The 14893-nt window shown below is 73.8% G+C and carries 12 protein-coding genes and 1 pseudogene; 5 read left to right on the forward strand and 8 right to left on the reverse strand.

From position 1 onward, the window contains the following. Nucleotides 1-82: 82 nt before the first annotated feature. From CP974_RS16915 to CP974_RS16930, 3 genes and pseudogenes are all read left to right on the forward strand, one after another. A pseudogene (locus CP974_RS16915) lies at nt 83-445 on the forward strand (BlaI/MecI/CopY family transcriptional regulator); the annotation flags it as partial. Nucleotides 446-1056: 611 nt separating this feature from the next. After that, nucleotides 1057-1602 (forward strand): amino-acid N-acetyltransferase, encoded by a 546-nt coding sequence (locus CP974_RS16925; RefSeq protein WP_079140563.1) that lies wholly within the window; start codon nt 1057-1059, stop codon nt 1600-1602. A gap of 144 nt (nt 1603-1746) precedes the next feature. Beyond that, nucleotides 1747-2082: a histone-like nucleoid-structuring protein Lsr2 gene (locus CP974_RS16930; RefSeq protein WP_031133396.1), complete on the forward strand. Its 336-nt coding sequence runs from the start codon at nt 1747-1749 to the stop codon at nt 2080-2082. A gap of 81 nt (nt 2083-2163) precedes the next feature. Here the strand turns inward: CP974_RS16930 and CP974_RS16935 are convergent, their stop codons facing one another. Continuing rightward, nucleotides 2164-2772, reverse strand: a complete 609-nt coding sequence (locus CP974_RS16935; RefSeq protein WP_031133395.1) for an SCO3374 family protein — start codon at nt 2770-2772, stop codon at nt 2164-2166. Nucleotides 2773-3202: 430 nt separating this feature from the next. On the opposite strand from CP974_RS16935, the gene CP974_RS16945 reads away from it, so the two are divergent. Beyond that, complete coding sequence (locus CP974_RS16945; RefSeq protein WP_031133393.1) at nt 3203-5728, forward strand: ATP-dependent Clp protease ATP-binding subunit; 2526 nt, start codon at nt 3203-3205, stop codon at nt 5726-5728. A gap of 294 nt (nt 5729-6022) precedes the next feature. On the opposite strand, the gene dacB is transcribed toward CP974_RS16945, so the two are convergent. After that, nucleotides 6023-7651 carry a D-alanyl-D-alanine carboxypeptidase/D-alanyl-D-alanine endopeptidase gene (dacB, locus tag CP974_RS16950; protein ID WP_051839645.1) on the reverse strand — a complete coding sequence of 543 codons (1629 nt, stop codon included), beginning with the start codon at nt 7649-7651 and terminating at the stop codon, nt 6023-6025. 443 nt (nt 7652-8094) lie between these two features. Between dacB and CP974_RS16955 the strand changes: the two genes are divergently transcribed. Then, nucleotides 8095-8811, forward strand: a complete 717-nt coding sequence (locus CP974_RS16955) for a M23 family metallopeptidase (protein ID WP_031133390.1) — start codon at nt 8095-8097, stop codon at nt 8809-8811. A 25-nt stretch (nt 8812-8836) separates the two neighbouring features. Here CP974_RS16955 and cseC read toward each other — a convergent pair whose 3' ends face one another. The 6 genes from cseC to CP974_RS16985 form a co-directional block, all read right to left on the reverse strand. Continuing rightward, nucleotides 8837-10165 (reverse strand): two-component system sensor histidine kinase CseC, encoded by a 1329-nt coding sequence (gene cseC / locus CP974_RS16960; RefSeq protein ID WP_031133389.1) that lies wholly within the window; start codon nt 10163-10165, stop codon nt 8837-8839. Nucleotides 10166-10170: 5 nt separating this feature from the next. Then, on the reverse strand, nt 10171-10878 hold the full coding sequence (gene cseB, locus CP974_RS16965) for a two-component system response regulator CseB (protein ID WP_031133387.1): 708 nt from the start codon (nt 10876-10878) through the stop codon (nt 10171-10173). Nucleotides 10879-10913: 35 nt separating this feature from the next. Continuing rightward, complete coding sequence (locus CP974_RS16970) at nt 10914-11615, reverse strand: hypothetical protein (protein WP_031133385.1); 702 nt, start codon at nt 11613-11615, stop codon at nt 10914-10916. Then, nucleotides 11603-12328, reverse strand: coding sequence for a SigE family RNA polymerase sigma factor (locus tag CP974_RS16975; protein WP_223844574.1), 726 nt, complete (start codon nt 12326-12328; stop codon nt 11603-11605). The genes CP974_RS16970 and CP974_RS16975 overlap by 13 nt, the downstream gene beginning before the upstream one ends. 486 nt (nt 12329-12814) lie before the next feature. After that, nucleotides 12815-13774, reverse strand: a complete 960-nt coding sequence (locus CP974_RS16980; protein ID WP_031133381.1) for an HhH-GPD family protein — start codon at nt 13772-13774, stop codon at nt 12815-12817. 269 nt (nt 13775-14043) lie between these two features. Continuing rightward, the gene (locus tag CP974_RS16985; protein WP_037939586.1) at nt 14044-14736 is read right to left on the reverse strand and encodes a phosphatase PAP2 family protein; all 693 of its coding nucleotides are present in this window, start codon (nt 14734-14736) and stop codon (nt 14044-14046) included. Nucleotides 14737-14893 lie beyond the last annotated feature (157 nt).

Raw genomic sequence — 14893 nt, forward strand, 5'->3', positions numbered from 1 at the left:
ACGTACGGCGTGATCAGCGCCGTACGTCCTTTTTGCTCCGTCAATAACGGTTCGTCACGAGTGGCCCCACTATGGTGACGTTGTGCCCCGTCAATTGGGAGACCTCGAGGACGCCGTGATGACGCGCGTCTGGCAATGGAACCGTCCGGTCACCGTCCGGGAAGTCCTGGAGGACCTCCAGCGGGAACGGTCCATCGCCTACACCACGGTCATGACCGTGCTGGACAATCTCCACCAGAAGGGCTGGGTCCGCCGGGAAGTCGTCGGCCGGGCCTATCGATATACGGCGGTCTCCACGCGGGCCGCGTACTCCGCCGCACTGATGAACGAAGCGTGGTCGCAGAGCGACAACCCGGCCGCCGCTCTCGTCGCCTTCTTCGGCATGATGTCGTCCGAGCAGCGGGAAGCGCTGAACGACGCGATCCGCATCGTGCAACGCGACACCCCCGAAACTGCCGAAGCCCCGGAAGGCCCCGCCCCGGCGGAACGCCAATCCCCCGGAAAAGGCCGGCCTCCCGCCGCCGGAGAAGCGCCGAATGCCCCCGCGGAAGGCACCGCGCCGGACGACAGCACTCCGCGCGCGGACGAAAGCGGAGAGCAAGGTACGGGCCAAGGCCGCCCGCCCGCCGCCGCCACGCCCGGGGGCCCGCAAAGCGACGCCGAACGCCCGGCGGAAAGCCCGGACGACGGTTTCCCCGGTACGACTCCGCAAAGCACCCCCCGAGTCCTCGCCGCGCCCCCGGAGTCGAACGCCCGACCGACATCCGCCCCGCCCGTGGAGCCCGACCGCCCCGCCGGTCCCCCCGGCCCCGCCACCGGCCCGCCGCCCACCCGCGGGAAGCGGGCCCGCGAGGGCGGCAACGGCCGGGGCGGCGCGGAGCGATAGCGTTCCCAGCCATGTCACCCACGTCATCCGGCCCCGGCCCCACCCCCGGCCCCACCCCCGAACCCACCCCCGGCCCCACCTCACCCACCCCCTCCCACGCCCCCACGCCCACTCCACCCCCCACCCCCACCCCCGCCCGGACACCCACACCCCCACCCACACCCACCGCCATCCCCGCCCCCGCCCCCACACCCCCCACCGCCGACCGGGCGAGAACCGTCACCGTCCGCCGGGCCCGCACCAGCGACGTGCCGGCCGTCCGCCGCCTCGTCGATCCGTACGTCGCGCGCGGCATCCTCCTCGACAAAGCGACGGTGACGCTTTACGAGGACATCCAGGAGTTCTGGGTCGCCGAACGGGACGAGGACGCGGCCGTAGTGGGTTGCGGCGCCCTGCATGTGATGTGGGAAGATCTCGCCGAAGTCCGCACTCTCGCCGTCGATCCCGACTTCAAGGGCGCCGGCGTCGGCCACCAGGTGCTCGACAAGTTGCTGCACACCGCCCGCTGGCTCGGGGTGCGCCGGGTATTCTGCCTCACCTTCGAAGTGGACTTCTTCGCCAAGCACGGCTTCGTCGAGATCGGCGAGACGCCCGTCGACGGGGATGTCTACAGCGAGCTCCTGCGTTCCTATGACGAGGGCGTCGCCGAGTTCCTCGGCCTGGAACGGGTGAAGCCGAACACCTTGGGCAACAGCCGGATGCTTCTGCACCTGTGAGCGTGCCGCCGGACGCGATCCCTATGTCCGAATCGCGTATGTTTCCCGCGTTCTCGCGGTTCTGAACCCGTCCCGAGGGTTTGTGTTTTCCTGAGAAAAGCGGTTTCCTTTCCGCGTACTGCTTTTTCGATGAAAGGAAATCCGGTGGCACAGAAGGTTCAGGTCCTTCTTGTCGACGACCTCGACGGCGGCGAGGCGGACGAGACCGTGACGTTCGCTCTGGACGGCAAGACCTACGAGATCGACCTCACCACCGCCAACGCGGAGAAGCTGCGTTCCGTGCTGGAGCCGTACACGAAGAGCGGCCGGCGCACCGGCGGCCGTACGGCCGGCGGCCGCGGCAAGGGCCGCGCCGCCGCGAGCGGCAGCCCGGACACCGCGAAGATCCGCGCGTGGGCCAAGGAGAACGGCTACCCGGTGAACGACCGCGGCCGGGTCCCGGCCGAGGTCCGCCAGGCGTACGAGGACGCCAACCGCTGAGCGGCGGCCTCCCGACGCCCGCCCTCCGCCGGGCGGCCCCGCCGGGAGCCCCGGGCGCGCACCACGCCGGCACGGGCGCCGTCAGCCGAGGGCAGCGCCCCCGGCGCGGGCGGCGGCCAGCAGCCGGGCCCGGTGGCACTCCGCCGCGGCCACGGCCACCAGCCGTACCAGCCCGGAGCCGCCCGAGAGCCCCGCGCACGCGGTGGCGCCGGTCTCCGTGAGCCCCGCGAGCGTGGCCTCCACCTCGCGGCCCGGATCGGGCGGCCGCAGCCACACCGGGGCGCCGGGCGCGCCCGCCGCGTCCCAGCCCGGGGGAGCCGGGGCGGTCATCCGGCACCCCGCCCCCCAGGCGGCCAGGTCCAGGGCGACCCCGCCCCACTCGAGCCAGTCGAGCAGGCCGGGAAGCTCGTCGGCGGTGCCCGCCCCCACCAGGACGCGCATCCGCCGCCCCTCGACCGCGACCGGCCAGTCGCCGCGCACCCGCCGCAGCACGGCGAGGCCGGCGGCGACGGGGAGGTCCAGGACGTCGAAGCGCAGCCCGGTCGGCAGCCGCACCGGCGGCCCGTCGACCGCGGCCCAGCCCAGCACCTCCGCGTACCAGCGCGCGACGGGCGATCCGTCCGCACGGCGCCGCCGGTTCGTACGGCGCCCGTCGAGCGGGGCGCGGGGTGCGGGGACGGGAAGGGCCATGCCCCGGGAACTTCCCCCGCACCCCGGAAGTTACGTGGAGTGCGGGGGTGGTCGCGGTGGGTGTGCGAGAGGAAGGCGGGCGGGGTCGGGCGGCGGCGCAAGGGTGTTCGCCCGTAGCTGAGGGGACGGGCGTGCGCCGCATGGACCGTCACCGCTTGCGGGTAAGACATCCCTAGTGGGGAGGGGCGACACGCGGGTGCGGACGTCTTACGTTCGCCATCGGCGTACTGCCGGTACGGGTATCTGCCTGGCCTGCGGGAACATCGTCTCGCACCATCGGGTTGGAGCAGTTGTCGGCGTTCGGGGTCAGGAGGCCATCGACGGGTGTCGGCAGTTGGAATGAGCGGTCCCCGCTTGCGGGACTAAGCTGCGGAAGGACAGGGAGGGGACCGACCCCTTACTGCCTGACCGCTCTGAGGAGCGATTAACGATGTTCGAGAGGTTCACCGACCGCGCGCGGCGGGTTGTCGTCCTGGCTCAGGAAGAAGCCCGGATGCTCAACCACAACTACATCGGCACCGAGCACATCCTCCTGGGCCTGATCCACGAGGGTGAGGGTGTCGCCGCTAAGGCCCTGGAGAGCCTCGGGATTTCGCTCGAGGCGGTCCGCCAGCAGGTGGAGGAGATCATCGGCCAGGGCCAGCAGGCCCCGTCCGGGCACATCCCCTTCACGCCCCGTGCCAAGAAGGTGCTGGAGCTGTCGCTCCGCGAGGCCCTTCAGCTCGGCCACAACTACATCGGCACCGAGCACATCCTGCTGGGTCTGATCCGCGAGGGCGAGGGCGTCGCCGCCCAGGTCCTCGTGAAGCTGGGCGCCGATCTCAACCGGGTGCGGCAGCAGGTCATCCAGCTGCTCTCCGGCTACTCCGGGGGCAAGGAGGCCGCCACCGCCGGCGGTCCCGCCGAGGGCACCCCCTCCACGTCCCTGGTCCTCGACCAGTTCGGCCGGAATCTGACCCAGGCCGCCCGCGAATCCAAGCTCGACCCGGTCATCGGGCGCGAGAAGGAGATCGAGCGGGTCATGCAGGTGCTGTCCCGCCGTACGAAGAACAACCCGGTCCTCATCGGCGAGCCCGGCGTCGGCAAGACCGCCGTCGTCGAGGGCCTGGCGCAGGCGATCGTCAAGGGCGAGGTGCCCGAGACCCTCAAGGACAAGCACCTCTACACCCTGGACCTCGGCGCGCTGGTCGCCGGCTCCCGCTACCGCGGTGACTTCGAGGAGCGCCTGAAGAAGGTCCTCAAGGAGATCCGCACGCGCGGCGACATCATCCTCTTCATCGACGAGCTCCACACCCTGGTGGGTGCGGGCGCCGCCGAGGGCGCCATCGACGCCGCGTCGATCCTGAAGCCGATGCTGGCCCGCGGTGAGCTCCAGACCATCGGTGCCACCACGCTCGACGAGTACCGCAAGTACCTGGAGAAGGACGCCGCGCTGGAGCGCCGCTTCCAGCCGATCCAGGTCGCCGAGCCGTCCCTGCCGCACACGATCGAGATCCTCAAGGGTCTGCGCGACCGGTACGAGGCGCACCACCGCGTGTCCATCACGGACGAGGCGCTGGTGCAGGCCGCCACGCTGGCCGACCGGTACATCTCCGACCGCTTCCTGCCGGACAAGGCGATCGACCTCATCGACGAGGCCGGCTCCCGGATGCGCATCCGCCGGATGACCGCGCCGCCGGACCTGCGCGAGTTCGACGAGAAGATCGCCGGTGTCCGCCGGGAGAAGGAGTCCGCGATCGACGCGCAGGACTTCGAGAAGGCCGCGTCGCTGCGCGACAAGGAGAAGCAGCTCCTGGCCGCCAAGGCCAAGCGGGAGAAGGAGTGGAAGGCCGGCGACATGGACGTCGTCGCCGAGGTCGACGGCGAGCTGATCGCCGAGGTCCTGGCGACCGCCACCGGCATCCCGGTCTTCAAGCTGACGGAGGAGGAGTCCTCCCGTCTGCTCCGCATGGAGGACGAGCTCCACAAGCGCGTCATCGGCCAGAAGGACGCCATCAAGGCCCTGTCGCAGGCCATCCGCCGTACGCGGGCCGGCCTCAAGGACCCGAAGCGCCCCGGTGGCTCGTTCATCTTCGCCGGCCCGTCCGGTGTCGGTAAGACCGAGCTGTCCAAGACGCTCGCCGAGTTCCTCTTCGGCGACGAGGACGCGATGATCTCGCTCGACATGTCCGAGTTCAGCGAGAAGCACACCGTGTCCCGCCTCTTCGGCAGCCCGCCCGGATACGTGGGCTACGAGGAGGGCGGCCAGCTCACCGAGAAGGTGCGCCGCAAGCCGTTCTCCGTCGTCCTCTTCGACGAGGTCGAGAAGGCCCACCCCGACATCTTCAACTCCCTGCTCCAGATCCTGGAGGACGGTCGCCTGACCGACTCCCAGGGCCGGGTCGTGGACTTCAAGAACACGGTCATCATCATGACGACCAACCTCGGGACCCGGGACATCTCCAAGGGCTTCAACCTGGGCTTCGCCGCCCAGGGCGACGTCAAGACCGGCTACGACCGGATGAAGGCGAAGGTCAACGAGGAGCTGAAGCAGCACTTCCGCCCCGAGTTCCTGAACCGTGTCGACGACACCGTCGTCTTCCACCAGCTCAGCCAGGAAGACATCATCCAGATCGTCGACCTGATGATCGCCAAGGTGGACGAGCGTCTGAAGGACCGCGACATGGGCATCGAGCTCAGCGGTGACGCGAAGATCCTCCTGGCGAAGCGGGGCTACGACCCGGTGCTGGGTGCCCGTCCGCTCCGCCGGACGATCCAGCGCGAGATCGAGGACATCCTGTCGGAGAAGATCCTCTTCGGCGAGCTGCGCCCCGGTCACATCGTGGTCGTGGACACCGAGGGCGAGGGTGAGGAGAAGAAGTTCACCTTCCGCGGCGAGGAGAAGTCGGCCCTGCCGGACGTGCCGCCCATCGAGGCGGCCGGCGGCCCCGGACCGAACCTCTCCAAGGACGCCTGACGCCGCAGGCCTGACGGCCGGCGCCTGAACGGGCCCGCCCCGAGACCGTTGCCATGGTCTCGGGGCGGGCCCGTTCGCGTACCCGGGCCGTGGCCGGTGGCCGCCGGGGCGTCCCCGGCGGCGGCCCGTCCCCGGTGGTGGCCCGTCCCCGGCGGTGGTTCGGGCAGGCTCGCCCGGCCCCGGTCGCCCCGGATGAGCGGCCGGCCGGCCCTCGGTCCGGTTCCGGCCCGTCAGCAGGTCCCTCGGTCCGGTTCCGGGGGCGTCAGCAGGTCCCTCGGGTCCGGTTCCGGGGCGTCAGCAGGTCGGCTCGGGCTTGTGCCAGGTGCACTCCAGGGAGGCGGCCGGGAGGGACGCGGCCGGGGCGGGGGCGCGGAGACCCGGCCGCGGTTCGGCGCGGCGGATCTCGCCGGCCGCGGTGTCCGAGGAGGCCAGGGTCACCACGACGGCGTCCTCGATGTCCTTGACCGACGCGGCCAGGTGGTTGTTCAGCACCACGCTGTAGACGAGGCGGCGGCCGGCCGCGTCCGCGACGTACCCGGAGAGCGCCGACGCGCCGGTGAGGGTGCCGGTCTTGGCGCGGGCGTTCAGCGCGGCCGGGGTGTCGCACATGCGGCGCCGCAGCGTGCCGCCGACCGCGCGGTCCGGGGCGCAGGCGACGGGCAGGGAGGCGTACCAGTCGGCGAACCAGGGGGCGTCCTGGACGGCGAGCAGCAGGTCGGTGAGGCGCTGGGCGGGGATGAGGTTCATCCGGGAGAGGCCGGAGCCGTCGGCCTGGCGGAGCCCGGAGGTGTCGACGCCCTCCTTCACCAGGTACGCGTCGACGGCCTCCAGGCCCGCCTCCCAGGTGCCGCGGCCCGAGACGCGGTGGCCGACGGCCTTGGTGAGGGCCTCGGCGTGCATGTTGTTCGAGAGCTTCATGAAGGGGTGCATGAGCTGCTTGAGCGGCATGGACTCGTGCGCGGCCACCGGCTTGGCGGAGGCGGGGGTGGGCAGGCCGAGCCGGGTCGGGCCCCAGACGCGTACGCCGTGGGCGGCCAGGGCGTCGGCGAAGACGGCGGTGGCGTAGCCGGTCGGCTCGTCGACGGTGACCCACTCCTTGGTGGGGGAGGCGCCGACGGGGATCTCGCCGCGGACCACCAGGGTGTTGGTGCCGTGGGCGCGCTCGATGGTGAGGGTGTCGGGGCGCCCGGCGGCGACGGTGGTGGCGCGGTTGTCGACGCGTACGTAGCCGGTGCGCGGGGTGAGGGCGACGGTGGGGCGCGCGCCGGGTGCGGCGGGGGCGGCCTCCACGATGACCGTGCCGGAGTCGTAGTCGGTGTCCGGGGCGAGGGTGAGCGCGGAGATCTGCGCGGAGTAGTACGAGGACTCGTCGTCCGCCGCCCAGGAGCGGCCCAGCCGGCGGGTGTCGAAGCGGGTGTCGTCGGCGACGAGGCGGCCGGTGACGTGGCGGATGCCGGCGGCGGCCACGCGGGCGGCGAGCCGGTCGTAGTCGGCGGCGAGCGTGGTGGGGTCGCCGGTGCCGCGCAGGTAGAGGTCGCCGTGGAGGGTGCCGGCGTGGCGGCGGCCGGTGGCCAGCACCTCGGTGCGGAAGCGGTGGTCGGGGCCGAGGAGGGCCATGGCCGCCACGGAGGTGGGGATCTTGGTGTTGGAGGCGGGCATCAGCCGGTCGCCGCCGTCGCGCCGGTAGAGGACGGCGCCGGTCGCGGCGTCGGCGACGACCACCCCGGCGGCGGCTCCGTCGAGGCGCGGGTCGGTGAGGATCTCGTCGATGGCGCCCTTGAGGCCGGTATCGGAGGGCCCGGCGCCGGCGGGTGCGCCGGTGAAGCCGTGCAGGGTCCAGGCGAGGAGCGCCGCGAGGCCGAGGGCGGTGGCGCGGGCGGCCGATGACTTGCGCGTCTGCGTGGTGCGCGTCACGGGTCTCATGGCCGAAGGATCCCGGAGCGAGGGCGCCGCAGGAAGACGGCGGGCCGCTTCCCCGTGACGATGCGCACAGGGCGATACGGACGTACTACCCGCAATAGTGACCCAAGGGGTGAATCGATCTTCCGGCGAGGTGGTCGGGGTCATAGTGCGCGGGGGTGATGTGCGGGGTCGCGCGGCGCGATGTGCTCCGTTGTGGGGCGACAGGCCCCGCCCACCTTGGAGATGCGGGGCCGGTGTCCGTTTTGGGTGTATATCCCAGGGGTGGTGGCGGTGCTGTCCGAGCCGTCAAGTGTCCGCGTCACACAGCGGGCACTACGACCGATTGTCGTAGAAACGGCGTTTGGGACATGCCGGGAGAAGCCGGTACCAAGGATGACCGAAGCCCCGGCACGCCGCTCGTGCCGCCGGCTCGCCCCCATCCCCCACTCGGAGGTTCACCTCGTATGTCGCAGCGCGCCCAGCACCCCACCCGTAACGCCGTCGTCGCCCTCGCTGCCGCCGGCATCGGAGTCACCGCGGTGTTCGGAGCAGGTGCGTCGGCCGTCGCGGCCGAGGCCAAGGCCCCGCTCGCCATGGACACCGCCGCCGCCGTCGCCGCCCAGGCGCAGGCGCAGGCGCAGGCCGCCCAGCAGGCCGCCGCCGCCAAGGCCGCTCAGGCCGCCAAGGCGAAGGCCGCCAAGGCCGCCGCGGTCAAGGCCGCCGCCAAGAAGGCCGCCGCCGCGAAGAAGGCCACGAAGGCCGCCGCCTGGGTCAAGCCCGTGGCCGGCTACACGCTGACCGCCGGCTACAACCAGGGCGGCGCCATGTGGACCAACAAGCACTCGGGCCAGGACTTCGCCGTCCCGGTCGGCACCCCGGTGAAGGCCGTCCACGGCGGCACCGTCGTCAAGGCCGGCCCCAACGGCGGCGGCGACGGCCCCGCGTACGGCAACGCCATCGTGATCAAGCACCCGAACGGCACGTACTCGCAGTACGCGCACCTCTCGAAGATCGGCGTGAAGCCCGGCGCCAAGGTGAAGACCGGCCAGCTCATCGCCAAGTCCGGCAACACCGGCAACTCCTCCGGCCCGCACCTGCACTTCGAGATCCGCACGACGCCGAACTACGGCTCCTCCCTCAACCCGGCGACGTTCCTGCGCGCCGAGGGCGTCGTCCTCTGACGGACCGCACCCGGCCCGTCACGGATCAGTCCGCGTCGGGGAAGTGGAGCACCGGGAAGCTCCCCGTGTTCGTCGGGGCGTGCTCCGGCAGCCACAGCACCGCGATGGCACCGCCCCCCTCCGGGGCGGTGCCGTCCGGCGTCGCGGCGTTCCGGAAGGTGAGCCGCGCGCCCAGCACCCGCGCCTGGCCCGCCGCGATGGTCAGCCCCAGCCCGTGCCCGGCACCCGCACGGCCCCGGTCGCTGGCGCCCGTGCGGAACCGGCTCGGCCCCTCCCGCAGCAGCGCCTCGGGGAACCCCGGCCCGTGGTCCCGCACCCGCAGGACCCGCCCCTCGACGGTCACCTCGACCGGCGGCCTGCCGTACTTGGCGGCGTTGGTCAGCAGGTTGCCGAGGATCCGCTCCAGCCGCCGCGGGTCGGTGCTGACCCACGACTCGTGCACGACCCGCACCTCCGCGTCCGGGTTCAGCAGCGCCACCCGGCGGCCGACGAACTCGCCGAGCGCGATCTCCTGGAGCTCGGCCCGCTCCGACGCGCTGTCCAGCCGGGCCACCTCCAGCACGTCCTCCACCAGGGTGCGCATGGCCCGCGCCCGGTCCCGCACCAGCTCCGTCGGCCGGCCGGGCGGCAGCAGTTCGGCGGCCGTCAGCAGCCCCGTGACCGGGGTGCGCAGCTCGTGCGCGATGTCCGCGGTGACCCGCCGCTCGGCCTCGATGCGCTCCTGGAGGGCGTCCGTCAGGGCGTCCACGGCCCGCGCCAGCTCGTCCGTCTCGTCCCGTACGACGCCGCCGATGGCGTCCCGCACCCGCACCTCGGTGTTGCCCTGCGCGACCTTCCCGGCTGCCGCGGCGGCCTTGCGCAGCCGCCGCGAGAGCTGGCCGCCGATCAGCACGCCCAGCGCCGATCCGGCCAGCACCACCGACACCGACCCGACGACCAGCGCCTCGTCCAGCCGCCGCATCACCGTCGCGCTGCGGTCCGCGAAGGGCGTGTGGAGCGACAGCACGTCGCCGTTGCCGAGCGGCACGGCCGCCCACACGTCGGGCGCGCCGGCCGCGTGCTCCTCCACGTAGGTGCCGCGGCGCCTGCGCTCCACGAGGCGGTCCAGTTCGCGCGGCAGCTTGGGGTCGTTGAGCTTCGTGCCGAAGCGGGGCTCCTTCGGCTTGGACGACTCGTAGACGCGCTGGGCGAAGAGCAGCCGCTCCATCTGCACCTCGCGCGCGTTGTCGAGCATCGACACACGGGCGGCGTTGTGGACGACCAAGCTGAGCGCGACGGCGATCAGGGCGCCCACGGCGGCGATGGCCACCGAGATCTTCCACCGCACACCCGTCCGCAGTGCGGGCTGTCTCATCGGCGTCAGGCCCTGAGCTTGTATCCGAAGCCGCGGACGGTCTCGATCCGGTCCTGGCCGATCTTGGCGCGCAGCCGCTGGACGTGGACGTCCACCACGCGCGTGTCACCGCCCCAGCCGTAGTCCCAGACCCGCTCCAGCAGCTTGTCCCGCGACAGCACCGTGCCCGGCGCCGACGAGAACTCCAGCAGCAGCCGCATCTCCGTCGGCGTCAGCGCGACCGGCGCCCCGCCCCTGCGGACCTCCATGCCCTCCGTGTCGACCTCCAGGTCCCCGAAGGCCAGCAGCCCGCGCTCGGCCCGCCCGCCCCGCTCGCCCGCGTCGCCGCCCGCCGCGCCGCCCGCGTTCTCGAAGCGCCGCAGTACGGCTCTGATCCGCGCCATCAGCACGGCCCCGTCGAACGGCTTGGTGACGTAGTCGTCGGCGCCCGCCTCCAGGCCCAGCACCACGTCGATGGAGTCGGCCCGCGCCGACAGCATGATCACCGGCACCGTCGACTCGTCGCGGATGCGGCGGCACAGGCTGACCCCGTCCATCCCGGGCAGCATCACGTCCAGCAGGGCGATGTCGGGCTGCCGCGCCCGGAACGCCTCCAGCCCCGACAGCCCGTCCGGCATCGCCGTGACCGCGAAGCCGTCCCGCTCCAGGGCCAGCTGCGTGGCCTCCCGGATGACGTCGTCGTCCTCCACGAACAGGACGTGCGTCTCCGCCATACCGCGCCCTCCCGCGCCCGCCGCCACTTCCGGCCTCAGTTCTCGCTCGGCGCGGTCGGCGCGGGTCCGCTGATGTCCCCGCCCTCGACCGCCTTGCTGTACTCGTTGTGCACCGCGTAGTGCTCGGTGAACCGGTCCGACGACCAGCGGTACGTGATCACGTCCTCGCCGGACGGATAGGCGATCGGGTCGCCCTTCGCGTACACCTGCTTGGTCACGACCAGGTCGCCGCGGTCGATCTCCGAGTAGACCGCCGGCTCCTCCAGCGCGAAGACGTTCTCGTACCGCTGCTCGCGCACCCGGTACACGTACGTGCCCACGCCGACCGCGTCACCGCAGGTCATCACGTTCACCACGACGTCGGCCACACCGGTGCCGGTGAGGTTCCCGTACGACGTGTCGACCGGGTACGCGTCCTCGGCACACGGCTTCAGGTCCCGCTTCACCTGGTCGCCGACCTTCGGGTCGTCCTTCAGCAGGGCGACCACGTCGACCCGGCGGAACGCCGGCGACGCCGAGGCGGTGGGCGTCGGCGGCCCCGACACCGCGGACTGGTCGGCCGGCACCGCGCCCTCGTCGCGGGCCCCGGTGCCGCCGGTGGAGCAGCCCGTGGCCAGCAGCCCGAGCACGCCGACGGCGGCGAGCCCGGCCACCGCCGCCCTCCCCGCCGCCGTACCACCGCCGGGCTCCGGCGGCGTGGTGCCGCCGTTCCCGTCCTCGCCGCTCAGGCCGCGCACCGCTCCTGCTCCCGTCCGTACCGCCGCTGTTCCACCACCCGCGCCCCGCGCCCGGCGCGCCGCCGGTCCGGCGCCGGACCGGGACGGTCCGCCGCGCCCGTGCGGTCCGCCGCGCCCGCGCGGCCGGGCGTAGCCGTCCGGCCGGACGCGCCCGTCCGGTCCGAGCCGGTGGCGCGGGCCCTGGGGGCGGTGCGGTCCGTGCGGTCCAGGGCGCGGGCGTCGAGGTCCCGGCTCTCCAGCTCCTGGCGGAGCCGGGCGAGCGCGCGGTGCAGAGTGCTCTTCACCGTACCGGTCGACATGCCGAGCGCGGCGGCGGTCTCCTCGGTGCTCATCTGCTCCCAGTGGCGCAGCACGACGACGCTGCGCTGCTTGGGCGCCAGCACCTTCAGCACGTCCATCAGCAGGGCACGGTCCGCGTGCTGCTCGGTCGCGTCGTCCACGGACGCGTCGGGGAGCTGCTCGGTGGGCACCTCCTCCAGCTTGCGGGCGCGCCACCACTCGGTCCGGGTGTTGATCATGACGCGCCGCAGGTAGGCGTCGGCGAGGGACTTGTCCGCTATGCCGTCCCAGCGGCCGTACGTGCGGGCGAGGGCGGTCTGGAGCAGGTCCTGGGCGTCGACCGGGTCCGGCACGAGCCGCCGGGCGCTGCGCAGAAGGGCGTCCTGCCGGGTGCGTACGTACTCCTCGAATCCGAGCACCTCGCCGTGCGACATCCGAAACCGCCTCCGTCTCCCCGTGAAAATGCCGTGGTCCCCGCAGCGCCCGGCGGCCCTTTCGGCCGCCCTCCGGCGCTGACACAGGAGAAGCTACGGAGCGGTTGTCACGGCACTGTGCGGTCCGCCCCTCGGCGGACGCACGGCTGCCCATCGGTTGTGTAACAGGCGGGTGGGGGCGGCGGTGCGTGAGGCGGCGGGTGCGGAGGGAGACGGCCGGGGAGCGGTACCGGGGCTGCCGGTACGGGCCGGGGCGGGCCGGTCTGGGCCGGGGGGCTTGAGGCGTTCCCGCTGAGGGGCCGGCCGCCTTCCGGCAGGGCGGGCGGCGGCAGGCCTCCGGGGACCAGCGCCGTGACGGCGCGGGACCGGCGCCCCGCGGGGCGCCGGTCCGGAGGGCCCGCGGGCCCGCCCCGGAGGGCTGCCGGCCCGGAGGGCCCGCCCCGGAGGGCGGGCGGGCCGGGCGCAGGTCCCGTGGGCGGGGCGGGTTCAGGCGGAGGGGAGCCGGTAGCGGGCGCCGTCCAGCGGTTCCACCAGGCCGTCCGCGACGAGGCCGTCCAGGGCGCGGGCCCGCTGGACCGCGTCGTGCCAGACGGCGTCCAGCGCGGACTGCGGCACCGGGCCCGTCGCCTCCCGCAGGACGGCGAGCAGCTTGCCGCGCACCTGCCGGTCGGTGCCCGCGTAGGTCTGCCCGCGCCGCGGCGGGCCCTCGTGGGCGGGCTTGCCGGCGAGGCGCCAGGCGCACGCCCGCGCGATGGGGCAGCGCGCGCAGTCCTCGCCGCGCGCCGTGCAGACCAGCGCGCCCAGCTCCATGGAGGCCGCCGCCCAGCGGGCCGCCGTGGCCTCGTCCTCGGGCAGCAGGGCGCGGGCGAGGCGCCGCTCGGCGGCCGTCGTGGCGTTCGGCGGGTACTGGACGCCGGTCACCGCGCGGGCCAGCACCCGGCGGACGTTCGTGTCCAGCACCGGATGGCGCCTGCCGTACGCGAACGACGCCACCGCCGCCGCCGTGTACTCCCCGATCCCGGGCAGCGCCAGGAGCTGGGCGTGGTCGTGGGGTACGTCGCCGCCGTGCCGTTCCGTTATGGCGACGGCCGCGCCGTGCAGCCGCAGGGCGCGGCGGGGGTAGCCCAGCCGCCCCCAGGCGCGGACCGCCTCGCCGGGCGCCTCGGCCGCCAGCGCGGCGGGACGCGGCCAGCGGGCCATCCACTGCTCGTACACCGGCAGCACCCGGTTCACGGGGGTCTGCTGGAGCATGAACTCGCTCACCATCACCCCCCAGGCGCCCGCCTCCGGGCGCCGCCAGGGCAGGTCGCGCGCGTGCTGCTCGAACCACGCGAGGACGGGCGCGTGCAGCCGCTGGGCCGGATGGGCGGTGGCCGGTGCGGTGGCGCCCGGGTCGGGGCCGACCGGCGCCCGGTCGGCCGGGGCCGCCTCGGCAGGACTCGGCATCGGGGCGGCGGCCGGGGCCGGCTCGCCCGGGGCCGTGTCGCCCGGGGCCGGGGCCGGGGTGGCGGAGGCGGGGGCGTCCGGGGCCGGTGCGGCGGAGGCGGGACGGGCGGAAGCCGGCGGGGCGGAGGCCGGGCAGGGGGAGGGCGGGTCGAGGGGGGCCGGGGCGAGGGGGGCCGTTTCAGGAGTCTCGGTCGCAGTCATGGCCCTTCGATCCTGACACGGCCGGGCCGGAATTCCGCGCTCCCGCCCCCGGACCGGCCGCCCGTGCCTCAGGAGACCCTGCGGCGGCCGCCCGTGCGGCGCGGGGCGGCGCGCCGGCCGCGCGACCGGGTGCGCTGCCGGGGGACGGCCGCGGCCAGGTCCACGTCGGGCCCCGGCCCCGCCAGCCACCGCGCGGCGCCCGAGCCGCTCAGGCGCATGGTCTCCACCAGGCGCTGCGTCGGACCGGTCAGCAACCGTACGAAGAGGACGACCGCCAGCGCGCCCAGCACGACGCCCGCCGCCACGTCGTGCGGGTAGTGCACGCCCACGAAGACCCGCGAGAACGCCATCACGACCGCCAGCGGCATCGTCAGCCACGCGATGACCCGCCACGCCAGCGCCAGCGCCATCGCGGACGCTCCCGCGATGGCCGCGTGGTTGCTGGGGAACGACCAGTCCCCGTACGGCGGGCACTCCGCGATGGACGCGGCGGCGCCCACCACGGCACGGCACGGCCGTTCCTCGTCCACCAGCGACTTCAGCGTCTCGCTGACGACGTAGCCGAAGGCGGTGGCGACCGGCGCGAGCGCGGCGATCGCCACCGCCCGCCCGTCGGCGGGCCGGGCCCGCCACCAGGCGACGACGAACAGCACGCCGAAGACCAGGAGTCCCGCGTCGGTGCCGATCTCGGCGAAGTCGTGCACCCAGGCCGGAGTCGACCGGGCGTAGTCGGTGACGGTGCGATAGAGGTCCTCACTCATACGCAGGGACGGTACCCGGCCGCCGGAACCACCCGTTCGGCGCCATCCGCCCAGGACGCGCCGGAAGGTCCTCGCAATCCGGCCACACAGATGTGATCATCGGTAAAACTTGGCGTATCGGCGGCGCGTGGGGCGGGAGTTGGCCGCGATCTCTCGT

The sequence above is a fragment of the Streptomyces fradiae ATCC 10745 = DSM 40063 genome, from assembly GCF_008704425.1.
Lineage (GTDB): Bacteria > Actinomycetota > Actinomycetes > Streptomycetales > Streptomycetaceae > Streptomyces > Streptomyces fradiae.

Bases quoted from the DNA above. Each gene is read 5' to 3' on its own strand.
- CP974_RS16955 (WP_031133390.1), top strand. From the start codon at position 8,095: ATGTCGCAGCGCGCCCAGCACCCCACCCGTAACGCCGTCGTCGCCCTC.
- CP974_RS16985 (WP_037939586.1), bottom strand. From the start codon at position 14,736: ATGAGTGAGGACCTCTATCGCACCGTCACCGACTACGCCCGGTCGACT.
- cseB (WP_031133387.1), bottom strand. From the start codon at position 10,878: ATGGCGGAGACGCACGTCCTGTTCGTGGAGGACGACGACGTCATCCGG.
- cseC (WP_031133389.1), bottom strand. From the start codon at position 10,165: ATGAGACAGCCCGCACTGCGGACGGGTGTGCGGTGGAAGATCTCGGTG.
- CP974_RS16945 (WP_031133393.1), top strand. From the start codon at position 3,203: ATGTTCGAGAGGTTCACCGACCGCGCGCGGCGGGTTGTCGTCCTGGCT.
- dacB (WP_051839645.1), bottom strand. From the start codon at position 7,651: ATGAGACCCGTGACGCGCACCACGCAGACGCGCAAGTCATCGGCCGCC.
- CP974_RS16980 (WP_031133381.1), bottom strand. From the start codon at position 13,774: ATGCCGAGTCCTGCCGAGGCGGCCCCGGCCGACCGGGCGCCGGTCGGC.
- CP974_RS16975 (WP_223844574.1), bottom strand. From the start codon at position 12,328: ATGTCGCACGGCGAGGTGCTCGGATTCGAGGAGTACGTACGCACCCGG.
- CP974_RS16935 (WP_031133395.1), bottom strand. From the start codon at position 2,772: ATGGCCCTTCCCGTCCCCGCACCCCGCGCCCCGCTCGACGGGCGCCGT.